Here is a 20,100-nt window from a genome sequence, read left to right as displayed (position 1 = left end):
TTAAATAAAAATCTATAAAATCAAAACTTTAACAATAGAAAAATCGTAAAAATAATCCTTACGCGTTACCGTTAGGAAGATCTCTTTGATCGATCTTCTTCTGTGCTTGCTCAACCGCATAAGCCACTTGCTTAGGTGATACCCCACCCAGTGCCGAACGTTTTTCTAAGCATGACTCAATGGTCAAAATTTCATACACATCCTGCTCAATCACAGCAGAAAACTCTTTCATTTCGGCAATCGATAACTCTTCTAGTGCGCAGCCTTTTGCAATCGCCGCCACGACTGTCACGCCGACGATATGGTGCGCTTCACGGAAAGGAATACCTTTTGCCACCAAGTAGTCCGCCAGCTCTGTTGAGTTCGCGTAACCTTGCTGCGCCGCTTCCAACGTACGCTCACCATTCACTTGAATGCCATCAAAACAGAGTGCTGCCATTTCCATGCAGTCATGCCAAGTATCAAGCGCATCAAACAGCCCTTCTTTATCTTCTTGCATGTCTTTGTTGTACGCCAATGGCAGTGCTTTTACTGTCATCATCATTGCCGCTAATGAGCCATATACTCGGCCTGTTTTACCACGGATCAACTCAAGCGCATCTGGGTTCTTTTTCTGTGGCATTAAAGATGAACCGGAAGTCACCGTATCGGCCAGTTCAATAAAGCCAGATTCACCTGAATTGTAGAAAATCATATCTTCAGCCAGACGAGAAAGGTGCAACATGGAGATAGAGGCAACTGACATAAGCTCCATCACATGATCGCGATCTGAAACCGAGTCGAGTGAGTTACGCGTTGCTCGGCGGAAACCTAAATCATGAGCAACTTGTTCACGATCCATTGGGTAAGCCGTCCCCGCAAGCGCACCTGAACCGAGTGGACACGTGTCCAAACGTTTCATCGCGTCACTCAGACGAGAATAATCACGGTCAAACATCTCAACATACGCAAGACACCAGTGAGCGAATGTCACAGGTTGTGCTCTTTGTAAGTGAGTATAACCCGGCAGAACGGTCGCTTGATGCTGCTGAGCAACATTCACTAGTTGAGCTTGTAGTCGATCCAAAGTGATTAGCAACTGCTGGCTTTGCTGACGACACCATAATTTCAAATCCGTCGCGACTTGGTCATTACGTGAACGGCCAGTATGAAGTTTTTTACCTAAATCACCGACCTTACCAATGAGCTTCTGTTCGACCCAACTATGAATATCTTCAGCATCAGAGTGTAAAATTTGTGTCGGATCTTCTAAAACTTCATGCTTGAGTTCATTTAAAGCGAATTCTAAAGACTGCTGCTCTTCTTTGGTCAGCACATCGACCGAAAGCAGTGCTTTAGACCAAGCGATAGAGCCAACAATATCTTCTTCCGCCAAACGGTAATCAAAACGAAGTGAGTCATTAAAATCTTTAAATCTAGTATCTGCTGCTTGGGTAAATCTTCCGCCCCATAATGCCATTGCTCTTCTCCATTGAGTTTACGTCTTTATATTTTCTACCGCGGTTGAGGCTTAGTGTGTGATGAGAAGCCATAAAATTCATACCGCGTAGATACAAATAGAACCTAGAAGATAGCTTCTAGGTTCTAACGATTTAATCTAACCTAGGTATCGCGTTATTTTTTTGCCTGTTTTAGCGCACGGATACGGCTAGACAGTGAGTAAAGACGGATGAAGCCACCCGCATGGCTTTGGTCATACACTTCATCTTCACCAAAAGTCGCAAACTCTTCACAGTACAAGCTGTTTTCAGAACGCTTCTGAGTCACCGTTGCATGACCTTTATAAAGCTTGATCACCACTTCACCGTTAACGTCTTTCGCTAGCTCTTCCGTTGCCGCTAAAATTGATTTACATAACGGAGTAAACCAACGTCCATCATATACAAGATGAGATGCTTTCACACCGAGCTCCTCACGGAATTCGAATGCACTTTTATCAAGCACCAGTTGCTCTACTGCACGCAACGCTTCCATCATAATGGTGCCACCCGGAGTTTCGTAGCAACCACGAGATTTCATTCCAACAAGACGGTTTTCTACAATATCAATACGACCAATACCGTGTTTCGCCCCTTTCTCGTTGAGATAAACCAGCGCGTTGTATGGCGTCATCGTCTCACCATCAACTGCTACAACTTCTCCGTTCTCAACTTTTAGAGTCACGTACTCAGATTCGTTTGGCGCTTGTTCTGGATCAACGGTCCAAGCCCAGCAATCTTCATCCGGTGCATTCCACGTATTTTCAAGCACGCCACCTTCTGTCGAGATATGCCACGCGTTAGCATCACGAGAATAAATTTTTGTCAGCGAAGCCGTACAAGGGATATTACGCTCAGCAAGGTAATCAAGACACTCTTCACGGCTCACAAGATCCCACTCACGCCAAGGGGCAATAACATGAAGCTCGGGAGCAAGCGCCGCAAATGCGCCTTCAAAACGAACTTGGTCATTACCTTTACCAGTACAACCATGACACAACGCATCAGCACCCACTTTACGAGCTAACTCAACTTGTGCTTTCGCAATAATTGGACGCGCCATTGACGTACCAAGTAGGTATTTACCTTCGTAGTAAGCGCCTGTTTTTAGCGTTGGGAAAATATAATCGGCGACCATCTCTTCTTTTAGATCGGCAACATAACAAGCACTTGCGCCTGATGCGATGGCTTTCTCTTCAATGCCTTGTAACTCTTCATCGCCTTGACCCACATCTGCCACGAATGCAACCACTTCACAGTCATAGTTCTCTTTCAACCATGGAATGATCACAGATGTGTCTAGACCGCCTGAATACGCTACTACTACTTTATTTACGTTAACTTTGCTCATGTTCTTACTCCTATTGCCCGGGCTGCACTTTGGCGGTCAGTTCCTCGGGGTATATCCATATTTATTATAAAATCTATAATTCTTTGATTGGGTGGTTAGTTTGTTATTAACAATTAAAAACTAACTCATCGGGGTAAAAATTGAGTTCCGATGTTTTCACCTGCAAATAGTTGGGCTAGTTTTTCTGGGTAGCGCCATGTTGCAACTTCAACTGGTCGTCCCAAATCACTGGCTGCTTGTAGCGCCGCCTCAACTTTTACAATCATTCCGTCCGTGACTACTTTGCCAGTAATCAGTGCGTCAGCTTGTTGATGATTCAAGCTCGAAATGAGATGGCCTTTACCATCTAACACACCACTGACATCAGAAAGAAACACAAGCTCTGCATCCAATGCGCCTGCAACGGCAACGGCGGCTTGGTCAGCATTCACATTCATCATCTGCCCTTCAGGCGTAAGCCCAATAGAACTGATGATCGGTAATGCGCCCGTAGAAAGCACCGCTTGTAATACATTGGCATTACCCGGTTTTGCCTTACCTACGGCACCCAATTCAGGGCTAAGCTCTTCCACCACACATAGACCGCCATCGGCTAAGCTTAACCCTACTGCATTAATTCCATCTTTTACCGCCTGACCTTGAAGCAGCTTATTTGCTGTTCCGGCTAGCGCACCTACCACCATAGGGATCTGATCGTAAGGTGTTACACGTAAACCTTGGACTTTCATCGTCTCAAGCTTGAGCTTCGACATTAAGTCATCTACCAAATAGCCACCGCCATGAACGATGACGATAGGTCGCTGAGCTCGTCGCTGGTACGCGGAAATCGCACCAAATAATTTGCTAAGTGTCTCTGTGCATGAAAGGGCTGCACCACCTAACTTAATTACTAATGACTGCTCGTTTTGACTCATATCGTGCTTCCTTAAACAAGTGCTGTTAATGGTTTAAAACCATAGTGAATATTTAAACATTGCATCGCCTGGCTAGAGGCTCCCTTTAGCAAATTATCTATCGCTGATACCGCAATAATATGTTGCCCTTGCACCTTCCAACCTATATCGCAGAAAGGTGTGTTTTCTACATCTTGAATTCTCGGTATGTTATCTAACAAGCGAACCACAGGTTTATCCTTATACGCTTGTTCAAATGCTTGCTGAACATCCGCGCCAGTCACATCCTGTGCTAACTTCATGGTGATCGTCGCTAAGATCCCACGTTTAAAATTGCCAAGGTGCGGAGTAAAAATCACATCACAACCCAAATGATTGGCAATTTCAGGTTGATGACGGTGATTAAATATCCCGTAAGGCTGTAGACTCACTTCGCAAAAGCTATTGGTCATACTTGCTTTACGCCCTGCACCTGTCACACCGCTGGTTGCATTAATCACAGGCCACTGAGCCGTATCAATTAAACCAGCATCAACCAATGGCTTAATTGCGAGTTGTGAAGCGGTCGGATAACAACCCGCTACCGCAATCAACTGAGACTGTTTGATTTCCGCTTCATTCCACTCGGCTAGCCCGTAAGCTGCACTGTCTAACCACTGTGGGTACTGATGCTCAAAACCATAAAAATCCTGATAAAAACGTTCGCCTTTCACCCTAAACGCGCCAGATAAATCAAAAACTTGGCAACCTTGTTCTAAAAATATAGGTGCTAAATCGTGACTCACTTCATGAGCAGTCGCGAGAAAAACCACATCGGACTCCGCCGCTACCGCTTGTGGATCAAGCAGAGGCTGAACGGGCATATCAATCAAACCCAAAAGCTTGCCATGTAAAGCGGCTATTGGCTTTCTTGCATCAACGCTATTGGCTGAAACATATAAACCTGCTAGCGTAAGCTTTGGGTGTTTATTAACCATCAAAGCAAGCTCTGCTCCGGTATATCCGCTTGCTCCGATAATTGTGGTTTTCAACATCTCAACACATCCAATTTTTAAGGTAATCGACGATCTTAAAACTGATTATTAATACAAAAAATTCAGCTTTTATTGATTTTTTATTCAGTAATAATGCTTTAATATGTGTTTTACCGTCTTATATAATTTCTGTCAACAGTAGAAGTGAAGATAATATGCAATTACCCAGTTTTATAGAGGTCTACAGAGGCCTCATTTCGACATCCTCGATCAGTTCAACCGATTCAAGCTGGGACGAAGGAAATGCAAAAGTCATTGAAAAATTGGCGACTTGGCTAAAAGACATTGGATTTGAAGTCGAAGTCATCGAAGTTGAACCCGGCAAGCACAACCTCATTGCAAAAAAAGGCGCAGGGGAAGGTGGATTACTACTGGCAGGACACAGCGATACGGTTCCCTTTGATGAAGGGCAATGGAGCTTTAACCCTCACGAACTCACCGAATCGAATAATCGCTTTTACGGTTTAGGTACCGCTGACATGAAAGGCTTCTTCGCTTTTATTATTGAAGCGGTCAAGAAGGTAGATTGGAGCAAACAGACAAAGCCTCTTTATGTGCTTGCGACCTGCGATGAAGAGACCACCATGTTGGGCGCACGCCACTTTACTGAAAGCGCCCCTTTCAAACCGGATTACTGCATCATCGGTGAGCCCACAAGCTTAGTGCCTATCCGAGGCCATAAAGGTCATGTCGCCAATGCCATTCGAATCACAGGGCGCTCAGGGCACTCTTCCGATCCCGCGTTAGGGGTCAATGCTATCGAGATCATGCATGAAGTGATGTTTGCCTTAATGCAACTGCGTGACAAGTTGGTCAAAGAGTATCATCACCCCGGATTTGCCATTCCAAGCCCAACACTCAATTTAGGTCATATCCATGGAGGAGACAGCGCCAACCGAATTTGTGGCTGTTGTGAACTTCATTATGATGTGCGCCCTCTGCCTGGGATCAGTTTAGATGGATTAGACAACTTACTGCGAGATGCGCTTAAAGAGGTTGAAGCGAAATGGTCAGGCCGAATTGATATCACGCCTTTGCATGAACCCATTCCCGGTTATGAATGCCAACATGATCACCCATTTATCGCTGGCGTTGAGTCGATCTGTGACACCCCCTCAGCTACAGTAAACTACTGCACGGAAGCGCCTTTTCTTCAGCAGTTGTGCCCAACCTTGGTGTTAGGCCCCGGTTCTATTGATCAAGCGCACCAACCTGACGAGTTTCTTAGTTTAGATTTTATTGACCCTACAATTAATATTTTGTCTAAAGCGATGAATAAATATTGTATCTAAACCTTTCCATGCGCCTCTAAATGACATTGTTCGCTTCTATATAATTTCGATTTTTAAGCCAAAGTGAGTGGATTCATCTCACTTTGAGCTTACTAACTCCCGATTATGTAATAAATTTTCACCTCGGTAGTGAAAATGAATAGAATTCCCAGCCCATTTCATCGTTGCAGTTAATAATTGCAAACTTAGTCTGCTTTATTTGACTACATACAGCACTTTTCGCTAGATTGTGTACTTAACAAGGAACAATGGATGTAATTAATTTACGAGGCAGGATGACAATGAACGAAAAATACGCCGCGCTCAAAAGCAACGTGAGCATGTTGGGCCGCTTGTTAGGTAACACTATTCAAGAAGCTCATGGTGACATTATTCTAGAGAAAGTAGAGACTATCCGTAAGCTTTCTAAATCCGCTCGAGCAGGGAATCAAGCCGATCGCGACGCTCTTATTGAAGAGATCAAGAATCTGCCAAATGAGCAACTGACTCCAGTAGCGCGCGCTTTTAACCAATTTCTTAATCTGACCAATATGGCAGAGCAATACCATACAATTTCACGCCACTGCGAAGAACATGTATGTGAACCCGACGCCATTAACTCGCTATTCTCAAAATTAACTCAAAATAAAATTAGCAAGTTAGATGCAGCGCAAGCGGTTCGAGATTTAAATATTGAGCTCGTACTCACCGCACACCCAACAGAAATCACTCGTCGAACCATGATCAATAAACTGGTCAAAACCAATGAGTGTTTATCAAAACTAGAACTGAGCGATCTCTCTTCTAAAGAGCGTCATAAAACAGAACGTCGCTTAGAGCAATTAATCGCTCAAGGTTGGCACTCTGATGTCATTCGTAAGCAGCGACCTACACCATTAGATGAAGCTAAATGGGGCTTTGCTGTGGTTGAAAATTCACTGTGGGAAGCGGTACCGGAATTCCTACGTGAACTCGATGAGCGCGTAACGGGTTATCTTGGCGAAGGTCTACCGATTGATGCTCGCCCTGTGCATTTCTCATCATGGATGGGTGGCGATCGCGATGGTAACCCATTTGTGACTCACTCAATCACGCGTGAAGTTCTACTTCTATCTCGCTGGAAAGCCGCCGATCTTTATCTTGGCGATATTCAAGAGCTGATCAGCGAACTATCAATGACTAAGTGCAATGATACCGTTCGTCAATTAGCTAATGATGAGCACGAACCTTACCGTGCCATTTTGAAACGCATCCGCACACTACTGCAAGACACTATCGAAGTGCTTGAAGCGAAAATTAACGGTAAAGAGGTGCCAAACAAAGCGATTCTTGAGCACGTTGATGAGCTATGGGAACCGCTGTTTGCGTGTTACCAATCTCTGCAAGAGTGTGGCATGAATGTGATTGCGGGAGGTTCACTACTCGATACCTTACGTCGCATCAAAGCCTTTGGGGTTCACCTCGTTCGCCTAGACATTCGTCAAGAGAGCACGCGCCACTCAGATGTACTGTCGGAACTGACTCGCTACCTCGGCATTGGTGATTACGCGCACTGGAGCGAACAAGACAAGATCTCGTTCCTCGTGAACGAGCTAAGTTCAAAACGCCCATTACTACCACGAGATTGGCAACCATCAGAGCAGGTAAAAGAGGTTCTGGATACTTGCCAAATCGTTGCGTCTCAATCACGCGAAGCGTTTGGTGCTTATGTGATCTCGATGGCTCGTACCGCTTCAGATGTATTAGCCGTGCATTTACTTCTTCAAGAGAGTGGCTGTGAATTCCGCATGGATGTTTGCCCACTGTTTGAAACCCTTGACGATTTGAATAACTCTGAAGAGGTCATGAAGCAACTTTACTCTATCGATTGGTATCGCGGTTTCATCCAAAACCACCAAATGGTGATGATAGGTTATTCTGATTCAGCTAAAGATGCTGGTGTCATGTCTGCGGGTTGGGCGCAATATCGTGCGATGGAATCGTTAGTGAAAATCAGTGAAGATGCGGATATCGAGCTGACCTTATTCCATGGCCGTGGTGGTACGGTTGGCCGTGGCGGCGCTCCTGCGCATGCTGCACTATTGTCTCAGCCACCAAAAAGCTTGAAAGGCGGTTTACGTGTGACTGAACAAGGTGAAATGATCCGCTTCAAACTTGGTTTGCCTGATGTTGCTGTAAACAGTTTCAATATCTATGCGAGTGCGATTTTAGAAGCGAATCTTCTGCCACCACCAGAGCCAAAACAAGAATGGTACGATCTGATGGATGTATTGTCAGAAGTGTCATGCGAAGCTTATCGTCATATCGTTCGTGGTGAACCTGATTTTGTTCCTTACTTCCGCTCTGCGACACCAGAGTTAGAATTAGGTAAATTACCGCTAGGTTCACGCCCTGCAAAACGTAACCCGAAAGGCGGCGTTGAAAGCCTACGTGCCATCCCATGGATTTTCTCATGGAGCCAAAACCGCTTAGTATTACCAGCTTGGTTAGGCGCAGGTGAAGCAATCCAATACTCTATCGATAAAGGCCATCAAGCGCTTTTAGAAGATATGTGCCGCGAATGGCCATTCTTCTCGACTCGTCTTGGTATGCTGGAAATGGTTTACTCGAAATGTAACATCGAAATTTCTCGTTACTATGACCAACGTTTAGTGGATGAATCACTCATTCCACTGGGTGATCGTCTACGTGAGCAACTGCAGAAAGATATCAAAGCGGTATTGAACGTAGAGAACAACGAGAACTTGATGCAAAGCGACCCGTGGGGATTAGAATCCATTCGTTTACGTAACATCTACGTTGAGCCATTGAACATGCTTCAAGCCGAGCTGCTGTACCGTACTCGTCAGTCAGAAACACCACAGCCTGAACTCGAAGAGGCATTAATGGTGACAATTGCGGGTATTGCAGCCGGAATGCGAAACACTGGATAGCAGTTAAAACCTCTACAAACGAGACAAAAAGGTCGCCACGTGCGGCCTTTTATTCTTTTAAATTCCACTATTGAGTATTTTGTCAGTTTTTTGGGTTATTTTGTCCGGCTATTCTACTTTATGCTTATTATTTAGATATACTACCTCTCCGCTGCGAAAGCACTCTAATCAAAATATTTCCGCAGCTTATTGGTATGTACTCATACCAACCTAGGTGATAAACGGCTTTTCAAGGTGACAGTACCAACTATTTATAAGGTTGGAGTCGCTTAAACATAATTACAAATACGTGCCATTAGAAGCACTCTTGAAGTTTAAGCGAATTTGTTAGTTTATTGACCATTTGGATTGAAGACATGTCATTACCACACGTAATCTTAACCGTTTTAAGTACTCGCGACGCAACCGGTTACGATATCACCAAAGAATTTTCTGCAAGCATCGGTTACTTTTGGAAAGCAAGCCACCAACAAGTTTACCGTGAACTAAACAAAATGGCTCAGAACGAGCTAGTTACATGTGTTTTAGAACCGCAGGAAGGTAAACCCGACCGTAAAGTTTACTCAATCACAGATGCTGGTCGTGGTGCACTTGGTGCATGGTTTGATCAACCTACCGCTCATCCAACCGTTCGTGATGAGTTCTCTGCTAAGCTGATGGCATGCGCTGTACAACCTTCAACAGCGTATCATGCACAACTAACAGAGTTGGTTGAAGAATCTCGTAAACTTGTAGCGCATTACAAAGAGATCGAAGCGGCTTACTACGCAACACCAGCGTCTCTAGATAAGCAAGCTCGTTTAGAGCGTCTAACACTTCGCCGTAACCTTGTTATTCGCGAAGCATGGGTATCATGGGCTGATGAAGTAATAGCTGAATTAGGCGCAATGGCGTAAGTTCAAATCAGTTCATTGAAGTAAATACCAAAAAGGGTTAATGCATTTGCACTAACCCTTTTCTATTTCTGTTCCCTTCAGCTTTAGTCTCTATTTCTATCTTTATCTCTATATCTATCCGCTAAAACAGTACCTATAAGCTATAATTGGATGTAGACCTAAGTTGGATGTAAACCTAAGCTAAACGTAAACTTTAGCTTGGACATGAACTTTAGCTTGGACGTGAACTTAAGCAGGACGCACGCCAAGTGTATGGCAAAGCGCATAGGTCATTTCAGCTCGATTCAGAGTATAAAAGTGAAAATCTTTCACCCCTTCTCGGCTTAGTGTTCTCACCATATCAATCGCTTGACTGGCACCAACGAGTTGTCGTGTCGTAGGATCATCGTCTAAACCGTTAAACTGCTGTGCCATCCAGCCTGGTACTTTTACGTTATTCATCGCAGCAAAGCGTGATGCTTGCTTAAAGTTGGAAACAGGTAGAATGCCCGGCACAATTTCAGCATCAATGCCTGCCGCCACGCAGCGGTCACGAAAACGTAAGTAACTCTCTACATCAAAGAAGAATTGAGTAATGGCACGATCGGCACCTGCATCCACTTTACGCTTTAAGTTAATCAAATCCGCTTGAGCACTTTTCGCCTCTGGGTGAACTTCAGGAAAAGCCGCAACTGAGATATCAAAATCATGCTGAGATTTAAGCAGTTTCACTAAGTCTGATGCGTACATGTCAGGCGCACCGCCACCTGCAGGAATATCACCACGCAGTGCCACAATGCTTTTAATGCCATTGTTCCAGTAATCGTCTGCAATATTGATTAACTCTTCACGACTTGCATCAATACAGGTCAAGTGAGGGGCTGCGACCAATCCAGTTTGATCTTTGATCTCTTTGATAATCGAGTGAGTACGATCTCGCTCGCCAGAATTGGCACCATAAGTAACTGAGACAAATTTAGGTTGAAGAGTCTTTAATCGATGGACAGAGTTCCATAAGGTTTCTTCCATTTTTTCACTGCTTGGTGGAAAAAACTCAAATGACACATTGATGTTGTCAGAAAGTTCGGCAATATTCTGATTTAAGGCGTCGATATGGCCTGCGTGTGTATATCCCATCTTAACTCTCCCTGTGGCCATCTTTGCCACGCAATAATCTAAATCCTTAAATGACGTTTAGACGTCTATATGTCCACAGAATGGAATGAATACGATTTAATGTCAACAGGATGATTATGAATTTTTCTCATGTTCAAAGTGAAGATAGTTCATTATTAATGGAAAACACAAAGCTCACCCGCAAAGAACATAAGATCCTCACCTCTGTAAAAAACACAAAGCCCTCTGCCAGAAAACACAAAGGCCCTAATACAAAACCCAATAGCTCCCGTAGAAACAACAAAGGAGCGAATGATTTCGCTCCTTTGGTTAGGGCCTGTTGATCCAGTATCGACAGATGATGTTAGAAGGCGATAAGAAGAGCCCCCTCGACTTACTACTTAAACAACGTCGATCACCACTTAAAACAGCGCAGACATCCGATTTAGGTCTGATTGAATAGCACCAGCGGTCACTTCTCTTCCCGCACCTGGGCCTCGAATGACTAGAGGGTTATCTTTGTACCACTTACTCTCAATCGCAAAGATATTGTCACAAGGGAGTAAGTTCGCTAGCGCATGCTCTTTCGCAAGCGCCTCGACGCTCACACTCGCATTCCCATTCTTTTCCAAACGAGCGACATAACGCAGCACTTTATGCTCTTTCTGAGCTTTTTCTAAACGCTCGGCTAACTCTTCACTCAAGACAGATGCGTGATCAAAGAAGTCATCTAATGACAGATCTTGTAGCTCTGCTGGAACCAGAGATTCAACCTTTACGTTTTCAGGCTCAATCTCTAACCCTGATTCTCGCGCTAGAATGACTAACTTACGCATCACATCTGAACCATCTAAATCCGACCGAGGATCGGGTTCCGTCAATCCTTGTTGCCATGCGAGATCAACCAACTCACTAAAGGGAACACTGCCGTCGAATTGCTGGAATAACCATGAAAGCGTCCCCGAAAAAATACCCGATACCGCAATGATCTCATCGCCACTCTCACGCAAATCTCGAACGGTATGATTAATCGGAAGCCCCGCCCCTACTGTCGCGTTATACAGCCAATGACGACCAATTTTTGCAAAAGCATCTTGAACTTGATGGTAATACTTACCAGAAGCGGAACCGGCCACTTTATTGGCTGAAATTAAGTGAATACCTTGATGCGCGATATTCAAGTACTGCTCGGCCAACTCTTGGCTCGCGGTAACATCTAACACCACGGCTTCATCATAATTTTGAATCGCACCTAAACGCTCTAACCATTCGTGACTGTTATTTGCAATGGATTCGTCATTAAAGCGGGCATCAATTGTGGTCGGGTCTATCCCTTTATCATCAAACCAATACGTTTGGCTTCCCACCACACCCACTAAATCAAAGCTCATGCCTCGGCGTTTTTCTAGCTCACTTTTCTGCTCGGTAAACAGAGATAACCAACTCGAACCAATATTGCCTTTACCACACAATACCAATGCTACTCGTTTCTGAGCTTGGAAAAGTTGAGTATGAATGCCTTTTACTAAAGGTGGTGTTTCACTGCGGCGTAGAACCGCCACTAAACTCAATCCAGATAGCGACTCCGACACAAATTCGACTGGGGAGTGTTTCAACTGCTGATAGAAACCGTAGCAATGATTTGGATTTTTAGTGACGCCAGCACCAACGGCCGCGATCAGCGAGTAACCCTCTTTCAATTTGATTTCGGCTTCCACCGCACAATCTTGCAAATGGCTAAGAGCGCCACCAGCAATCTCTGCTGTGTACGCTAAACGCAAACAGTGCTGATCCGATTGGACTTCATAAGCCAAAGGTTCAAGTTGCGCCCGAGTTAGGCTCTGCAATACGTCCGTTTCAATTCGCTTAAAATCATGACCTTGGGTGAAAGTCAGTTGGATCAACAACACCTCATCTAACGAGGTAATGATCTTAGCGCCGCGCCCTGAAGCTAACACTCGCTCAATTCGAGTCGATCCCGATTCGGGTTGATGGCTACAGCGTAAACTTAAATCCATCGCACTTTGCGCGACAGGTTGTAAAGTGCGACTATGCAATACTGGTGCAGCAAGACGAGCCAGCTCGCTCGCCTCATCTAAGCGCAGCAGAGGCAGAAGACAGGCATCCGAGACAAGCCTTGGGTCAGCGCTGTATACGCCAGCCACATCGCTCCAAATCGTCACACAGCTCACTTCCGCTAATGCACCAATCACAGTTGCCGAGTAATCCGAACCATTTCGACCAAGCAAGACCGTTTCATGAGCGGAATCTTGCGCCATGAATCCAGTGATCACGATTCGATGATGTGTATGTTGGGCAAGAATTTCTTTCAACAACGGATAAGAGCGCGCGCGATCGACTTCTGGCTGCGTACCCGCTTCTGCCCGTAAAAACTCACGAGCATCTTGAGCTACAGCCGCAAGATCGTACTGACACAATAGTTCAGCTAACAATCGAGCCGACCATACTTCACCATGGCCTAACACATTCGCTTTGTCGGTTGCCGAAAGCGGAGTGGTTAACTCCCCTAGCGCACTAAATTCAGCATTCAACGTTGCAAGCAAAGCCGTTTGTGATTCTCCACTCAGCAAGGTTTCAATCAATTCAGTCTGAAATTGACGCAATGACTGTAAAGCCTCATGCGCCAAACGCCCATCTTTATCCAGCGCTTCTAAAAACTCGATAAGACGGTTGGTGGTTTTCCCTGCCGCTGACACCACCACTAAATCATCCGCTCCCGAATACTCTTTAAGAATATTCACCACGCGCTGATAACACTCAGGATCAGCTAAGCTACTGCCACCAAATTTATGCAGTTGACGAATAACACTCATTTAAACGGCCTCTCCATCGTCCGTAAATCGCTCCGCTTTCGCAAAAGCTTGTGATAAATCGTTAATCAAATCGTCAGCATCTTCTAGCCCAACCGATAAACGTAATAAATGCTGTGAAATGCCAGCTTCCGCCAAGGCTTCCTCCCCCATCGCACGGTGAGTCATCGAAGCTGGGTGGCAAATCAAACTCTCAACGCCACCTAAGGATTCCGCTAAAGAGAATAATTCGAGTTGATCGACAAAATATTTCAGTTGTTCAAAACTGCCTGCAAACTCAAAGCTCAGCATAGACCCAAAACCAGACTGCTGCTTCTTCGCGATATCATGTCCGGGATGATCAGGCAGGCTTGGGTGATAGATAACATCGACTAAAGATTGCTTCTGAAGTTCGCTAAGGATGGCTATCGAACTCTCTTCATGCACACGCATTCTTGCGCCCAGAGTGCGTATGCCACGTAACGTCATGTAACTATCAAATGGTGTTCCTGTTGCGCCAATGCAGTTTCCCCACCACGCCAACTCTTCTGCATGTTCTTCTGTTTTCGTCACCACAACACCACCAATCACATCCGAGTGGCCGTTAATAAACTTAGTGGTCGAGTGAATAACGAAATCTGCACCGAGTTCTAATGGCTTTTGGTACACAGGTGTCAAAAAGGTATTATCGACAGCCACTAGCGTCTCGACTTGCTTAGCTTTAATGCATGTCTCTTCGATATCGATAACACGAACGAGCGGATTTGACGGCGTTTCAAGCAGTAATAATTTCGGCTTCAGAGCAATCGCAGCATCCAACGCAGCACAATCTGATTGATCAACAAAAAGAACCTTAAAGTCCCCTTTTTGAGCTCGTGTATTAAATAGGCGATAAGTACCACCATAGCAATCGTGCGGTGCGACAATCAGATCATCAGAGCCTAAAAAAGCAGAAACCCAAAGGTTGAGCGCCGATGTACCGCAATTTGTGACCACTGCCCCTTTTCCCGATTCCAACTCAAACAGTGCCGTTTCTAATAATCCTCGGTTTGGATTACCAGAACGGGTATAGTCATATTTAGGCACTTCACCGAAGGCTGGGAAGCTATAATTGGTCGAAAGATAAATCGGTGGGACAACGGCATTATGCTGAGAATCTGACTCAATCCCTGTTCGTACGGCGATAGTCGCGGGCTTCCGGCTGCTCATATGTGTTTCCTTTCCAAGTCGAATTCGATGCTCACAACACCTTGATTGATATCAAGGCACTGTGTTAGAGAGTTGTTATTCTCGTTACTTTATGTCACTTTACGTTTATAAGCGTAAGCCGTCAACACATCTAGACGTCTATATGTCTTTGCTTATGGCGGTAAATCCCGCTAAAATCCCCTCCTATTATTTTTAAACAACTAACAATAACAATGAAGGTGCGCAATGGCAGACTGGAATGGTGAATACATTAGTCCATACGCAGAGCATGGAAAAAAGAGCGAACAGGTTAAAAAAATTACCGTTTCGATCCCATTAAAAGTATTAAAGGTACTCACTGATGAGCGTACTCGCCGTCAGATTAACAACCTACGCCACGCAACAAACAGTGAACTTCTTTGTGAAGCCTTCTTGCATGCTTATACTGGGCAACCTCTTCCTACTGATGAAGATCTACGTAAAGATCGTCCGGATGAGATCCCAACCGAAGCAAAAGAATTAATGACTGCAATGGGCATCGAATTCGAAACATTCGACGAAGAGTAACCGCTTACTGCTGATGTCATTGGTTCGTTTGGGCGTTGTCTCAACTTAACCTCATTAAAAAAGCCGCTAAACATAATGTTTGGCGGCTTTTTAGTGTCTCGCTAGCGTGCAGATTTATTACGTCGTGTATTTACAGATTTACTGCATTGCGTTCTTACTGCACTCTACGTATTTACTGCATATTACGTTCTTACTGCATATAGTTTTCTGGCATCTCAATACGAGCTACACCAGATTCAACCGCCGCCACAGCCACGGCTTTTGCTACGCGTGGTAACAAACGTGGGTCCATCGGTTTAGGAATAATGTAATCGACGCCAAACTCAAGTGCATCCACACCCGCCGCTTTCAATACTTCAGCAGGAACAGGCTCTTTAGCAAGTTGACGAATCGCTTCTACCGCCGCCAGTTTCATCTCATCATTAATCACGCTTGCACGTACATCTAGCGCACCACGGAAAATGAATGGGAAACATAGAACATTGTTCACTTGGTTTGGATAGTCAGAACGGCCAGTACCCATAATCAGGTCATTACGCACTTCATGAGCTAATGCAGGTTTGATCTCTGGATCTGGATTCGAACATGCAAACACAACAGGCTTGTCGGCCATTAATTTCAGCGCTTCAGCCGGAAGAAGGTTTGGACCTGATACGCCTAAGAATAGGTCAGCACCATCAATCACATCTTCCAACGTGCGTTTGTCAGTATTGTTCGCAAAACGCTGTTTGTACTCGTTGATGTCATCACGGCGAGTGTGGATCACGCCTTTACGGTCAAGCATGTAGATTTTTTCACGCATCGCGCCACACTTAATCAGTAGCTCCATACAAGCGACAGCTGCTGCACCCGCACCAAGACAAACGATCGTACACTCTTCTAATTTCTTACCTTGAAGTTCGATCGCATTCAGCATGCCCGCTGCCGTTACAATCGCGGTACCGTGTTGGTCATCATGGAATACAGGCACATCACAACGTTCAATCAAGCGACGCTCAATTTCAAAACAGTCTGGTGCTTTGATATCTTCTAAGTTAATACCACCGAATGTGTCTGCAATGTTCGCAACTGTGTCGACAAATTCGTCGATAGTGCGGTGTTTTACTTCGATATCGATAGAATCAAGGCCAGCAAAACGTTTAAACAGTAACGCTTTACCTTCCATCACAGGTTTTGATGCGATTGGACCAAGGTTACCTAAACCAAGGATCGCGGTGCCGTTTGAGATCACCGCAACCATGTTACCTTTCGCTGTGTACTTATAAACGTTCTCTACGTTTTGGGCGATTTCACGTACAGGTTCTGCAACACCTGGGCTGTAGGCCAGTGCCAGATCTTCAGCTGAGTCTGCTGGCGTGGTTAGCTCTAAAGCAATTTTCCCCGGTTTTGGGAAGGCATGGTAATCAAGTGCTTGTTGGCGAAATAGTTCTTCTGAAGAGAGCTCTTGGTGATTGTCGTCTGACATAGGTGCAGTATCCCCGAAAAGGTAATGTGATGATGGAGTCGAATGCTAATATTAATTGATGTAAGTCAATCTTCATAGATAGGATTGCGATCTGATTCATTAAAAAACCAGATTCATCTACTCATTCGACCAGTCATTAGAAGATGTCACTAAAATGCAGATAATAAAAAAGGACGCCATGGCGTCCTTTTTTCATTCGGTGTAGCAAAAGTAATAGAATTACTTGCTAGAAAGAGCACCGAAACGCTTGTTGAAGCGATCAACACGGCCGCCTGTATCTACGATACGTTGCTTACCAGTGTAGAATGGGTGACATTTGTCACATACGTCTAGGTGGATTGAATCTTTACCTAGAGTAGAGTTGAATTCAAATGTGTTGCCACAAGAACAAGTTGCGCTTACAGCTTTGTATTCTGGGTGGATTCCAGTTTTCATGGGATAACCTCGTTAGGCCGTGTCGCCATCCGAATCTAAGCCGGACACCACACGTAGTTTAAAAAATTATTGCCACCGCTAAATTACTCAAAGGTAAAATAAGCCATGACGTTAAGGCGCAGTATAGTAATGAATCCCCTGCCTAGGATCAACCAATTTGATAGTTTTTTCACCGTTAAATGTTTTACGCGCCTTTATTACGGCTTATCTCTCCGATTAAAGACCATTCACATCGGTTTTAACCTAAGCAGAACGCCAGCATACCGACTTTTATCGCCTTTTCATTAGTCTACTTAAGAATAAGATAGCTCGAATTTCATAACTGATTAAATTAGACTGTGTTTTCTCATCATTGTGCCGAATTTATGACCCTATGCGCCCATCAATAGCTCGAATCGCTCTGCCTGTTCCCCTAGATAAGCAGTTCGATTATCTTATTCCTAGCCACCTATTTCCAATTATTGGTGGGCGAGTCTCTGTGCCTTTTGGTCGTCAAACATTAGTCGGGATCGTCACAGCACTGGTCAATGAATCCGATTTCCCTCGCGAGCAGCTAAAAAGCATTAAGCAAGTCTTAGATAACCAACCTGTTTTCTCTGAGTCGGTGTATACCCTATTAACCTGGTGCAGCAAATTTTACCAATATCCCCTAGGTGAAACCCTAACCAACGCGCTTCCTTCTGCGTTACGTAAAGGGAAAGCCGCTGATTTTGCCACCTTGGTGGAATGGCAACTGACCGCATCAGGGAAAAATCAGCTCATGCAAGGGTTTGGTCGTGCAGTCAAGCAAGCGAAAGTGATGCATATGCTCGAAAATGGCAATGTCCCTCACCAAGAGTTTATCGATCACGAAGTGGGCAGCACTGTACTGAAAACCCTGCAAGAGAAAGGGTGGATTGAATCATTAGAGAAAAAACCAAAGATCACGGCATGGAATCATCAGGTTGAAGCCGATTGCGATAAACCTAAGCTCAATGAAGAACAAGCGATTGCGATCGCCACCGTCAACAGCCAAACCGAATTCGGCTGCTATTTATTAGAAGGGGTGACAGGTTCGGGGAAGACCGAAGTCTACCTGAATATGATTAAGCCCATCCTCGAACAGGGAAAACAAGCGTTAGTGCTGGTTCCTGAGATTGGATTGACCCCACAAACCATTAACCGCTTTAAAAAACGGTTTAATGTGCCGGTTGAAGTGATCCATTCAGGGTTAAATGACACCGAACGTCTGAACGCTTGGCTTTCTGCTCGCGATAATATTTCAGGCATTGTCATTGGCACTCGATCAGCTCTGTTCACGCCTTTTGCGGATCTTGGCATTATTATCGTCGATGAAGAGCATGATGCCTCTTACAAACAACAAGACAGCCTACGCTACCACGCCCGTGACGTCGCCATTATGCGCGCGAACAAAGCGCAGATCCCAATCATTCTTGGCACCGCGACGCCAGCACTTGAAACGCTGCATAATGCGCTCAGTGGTAAATACCATCATCTAACCTTAAGCCAACGAGCAGGGGTTGCCCTTCCAACCACCAATAAAGTATTGGATGTGAAAGGGCTCTATTTAGAAAGTGGATTATCCGCACCACTGATTGCCGAAATGCGCCGTCATCTTAAAGCGGGCAACCAAGTGATGCTGTTTTTAAATCGACGCGGTTTCTCCCCAGCTTTGATGTGCCATGAGTGTGGCTGGATTGCAGAATGTAAACGCTGCGATGCGTACTACACCTTCCACCAGCACAGCAGTGAAGTTCGCTGTCATCACTGTGGCTCTCAGCAACCTGTCATCCATCAATGTCATGGATGCGGGTCCACTCAGCTTGTTACCGTTGGCGTCGGCACCGAGCAGCTTGAAACACAGTTAGAGCAACTTTTCCCAGAATACAAAACCATTCGAATTGATCGCGACAGCACCCGCCGTAAAGGCAGTTTAGAGTCCGCGCTAGAATCGATTCGCAAAGGTGAATTCCAAATTCTTATCGGCACTCAAATGCTCGCCAAAGGGCACCACTTCCCCAATGTAACATTGGTGGGTTTACTCGATATTGACGGTTCGCTCTACAGCAGTGATTTTCGAGCGGCTGAACGTTTGGCTCAGCTCTTTATTCAAGTGGCAGGTCGAGCAGGACGCGCCAGTAAACCCGGAGAAGTGATCTTACAAACTCATCACCCTGAACACGGGTTACTACAGGCATTGCTACACAAAGATTATCGTCACTTTGCAATTAGCGCATTGGAAGAGCGAAAAATGGCGCAGTTGCCACCCTATTCCCATCTAACGCTTTTTAGGGCTGAAGCGAACAATCCGCAACAGGTAGAAGAGTTTCTTCGCCAAGTACGTCACACACTTGAAGCTCATCCGCTATTTGATGATAGCTGCATGGTGCTTGGCCCGACGCCTGCGCCATTAGCGAAACGAGCAGGGAAATCACGCTGGCAATTACTGCTTCAAACTCAAAGCAGACCATTAATGCAAAAGCTGCTCTATAGCGCGAAGCCTGCGATTAATCTGTTACCCAGCGCCAAAAAAGTGCGTTGGTCGCTGGATATCGAGCCCCAAGATCTTAGTTGATGGTGCGAATGCCCCTAATGACAATGTAATCAGAAAATGTATTCACATTTATCGTGAGCGAAGTCACATAGACAATGTAATTTTTGTTAAACAGCCCGTAACTTTCTCT

The 20,100-nt window shown here is 45.1% G+C and carries 13 protein-coding genes and 1 pseudogene; 5 read left to right on the top strand and 9 right to left on the bottom strand.

The features are described 5' to 3' along the window. Positions 1-79 precede the first annotated feature (79 nt). The 4 genes and pseudogenes from argH to argC all read right to left on the bottom strand — a co-directional run. Positions 80-1,459: pseudogene (argH, locus tag OCV39_RS01140) on the bottom strand (argininosuccinate lyase); the annotation flags it as partial. A gap of 155 nt (positions 1,460-1,614) precedes the next feature. After that, on the bottom strand, positions 1,615-2,829 hold the full coding sequence (locus OCV39_RS01135; protein ID WP_017052586.1) for an argininosuccinate synthase: 1,215 nt from the start codon (positions 2,827-2,829) through the stop codon (positions 1,615-1,617). Positions 2,830-2,954: 125 nt separating this feature from the next. Then, entirely contained in the window at positions 2,955-3,743 is a 789-nt protein-coding gene (gene argB / locus OCV39_RS01130; RefSeq protein WP_261888785.1) for an acetylglutamate kinase, read from the bottom strand. Between the two features lie 11 nt (positions 3,744-3,754). Further along, complete coding sequence (gene argC, locus OCV39_RS01125) at positions 3,755-4,756, bottom strand: N-acetyl-gamma-glutamyl-phosphate reductase (protein ID WP_261888784.1); 1,002 nt, start codon at positions 4,754-4,756, stop codon at positions 3,755-3,757. Between the two features lie 155 nt (positions 4,757-4,911). On the opposite strand from argC, the gene argE reads away from it, so the two are divergent. The 3 genes from argE (at position 4,912) to OCV39_RS01110 (ending at position 9,856) form a co-directional block, all read left to right on the top strand. After that, positions 4,912-6,048 carry an acetylornithine deacetylase gene (gene argE, locus OCV39_RS01120; protein WP_017052589.1) on the top strand — a complete coding sequence of 379 codons (1,137 nt, stop codon included), beginning with the start codon at positions 4,912-4,914 and terminating at the stop codon, positions 6,046-6,048. Positions 6,049-6,329: 281 nt separating this feature from the next. Next, positions 6,330-8,960, top strand: a complete 2,631-nt coding sequence (gene ppc / locus OCV39_RS01115; RefSeq protein WP_029203376.1) for a phosphoenolpyruvate carboxylase — start codon at positions 6,330-6,332, stop codon at positions 8,958-8,960. 356 nt (positions 8,961-9,316) lie between these two features. After that, positions 9,317-9,856 (top strand): PadR family transcriptional regulator, encoded by a 540-nt coding sequence (locus OCV39_RS01110; RefSeq protein ID WP_017052591.1) that lies wholly within the window; start codon positions 9,317-9,319, stop codon positions 9,854-9,856. A gap of 228 nt (positions 9,857-10,084) precedes the next feature. Here the strand turns inward: OCV39_RS01110 and metF are convergent, their stop codons facing one another. The 3 genes from metF to OCV39_RS01095 form a co-directional block, all read right to left on the bottom strand. Further along, positions 10,085-10,972 carry a methylenetetrahydrofolate reductase gene (metF, locus tag OCV39_RS01105; RefSeq protein ID WP_261888783.1) on the bottom strand — a complete coding sequence of 296 codons (888 nt, stop codon included), beginning with the start codon at positions 10,970-10,972 and terminating at the stop codon, positions 10,085-10,087. Between the two features lie 401 nt (positions 10,973-11,373). Then, complete coding sequence (locus OCV39_RS01100; RefSeq protein ID WP_261888782.1) at positions 11,374-13,785, bottom strand: bifunctional aspartate kinase/homoserine dehydrogenase II; 2,412 nt, start codon at positions 13,783-13,785, stop codon at positions 11,374-11,376. Continuing rightward, on the bottom strand, positions 13,786-14,970 hold the full coding sequence (locus tag OCV39_RS01095) for an O-succinylhomoserine (thiol)-lyase (RefSeq protein ID WP_261888781.1): 1,185 nt from the start codon (positions 14,968-14,970) through the stop codon (positions 13,786-13,788). 225 nt (positions 14,971-15,195) lie between these two features. Here OCV39_RS01095 and metJ point away from each other — a divergent pair, with 225 nt between their 5' ends. Then, a complete protein-coding gene (gene metJ, locus OCV39_RS01090; protein WP_017052595.1) occupies positions 15,196-15,516 on the top strand; it encodes a met regulon transcriptional regulator MetJ in 321 nt (106 codons plus the stop codon). Between the two features lie 190 nt (positions 15,517-15,706). On the opposite strand, the gene OCV39_RS01085 is transcribed toward metJ, so the two are convergent. Continuing rightward, positions 15,707-16,981 (bottom strand): malic enzyme-like NAD(P)-binding protein, encoded by a 1,275-nt coding sequence (locus OCV39_RS01085; RefSeq protein WP_261888780.1) that lies wholly within the window; start codon positions 16,979-16,981, stop codon positions 15,707-15,709. 219 nt (positions 16,982-17,200) lie between these two features. Beyond that, entirely contained in the window at positions 17,201-17,416 is a 216-nt protein-coding gene (gene rpmE, locus OCV39_RS01080) for a 50S ribosomal protein L31 (protein ID WP_017052597.1), read from the bottom strand. A gap of 373 nt (positions 17,417-17,789) precedes the next feature. On the opposite strand from rpmE, the gene priA reads away from it, so the two are divergent. Next, on the top strand, positions 17,790-19,991 hold the full coding sequence (gene priA, locus OCV39_RS01075) for a primosomal protein N' (RefSeq protein ID WP_171756790.1): 2,202 nt from the start codon (positions 17,790-17,792) through the stop codon (positions 19,989-19,991). Positions 19,992-20,100 lie beyond the last annotated feature (109 nt).

Origin of the sequence: Vibrio cortegadensis, from assembly GCF_024347395.1 — a bacterium.
GTDB classification, from domain to species: domain Bacteria; phylum Pseudomonadota; class Gammaproteobacteria; order Enterobacterales; family Vibrionaceae; genus Vibrio; species Vibrio cortegadensis.
The sequence above is the reverse complement of the archived record's forward strand: the minus strand, read 5'-3'. Positions and strand labels throughout refer to the sequence as shown.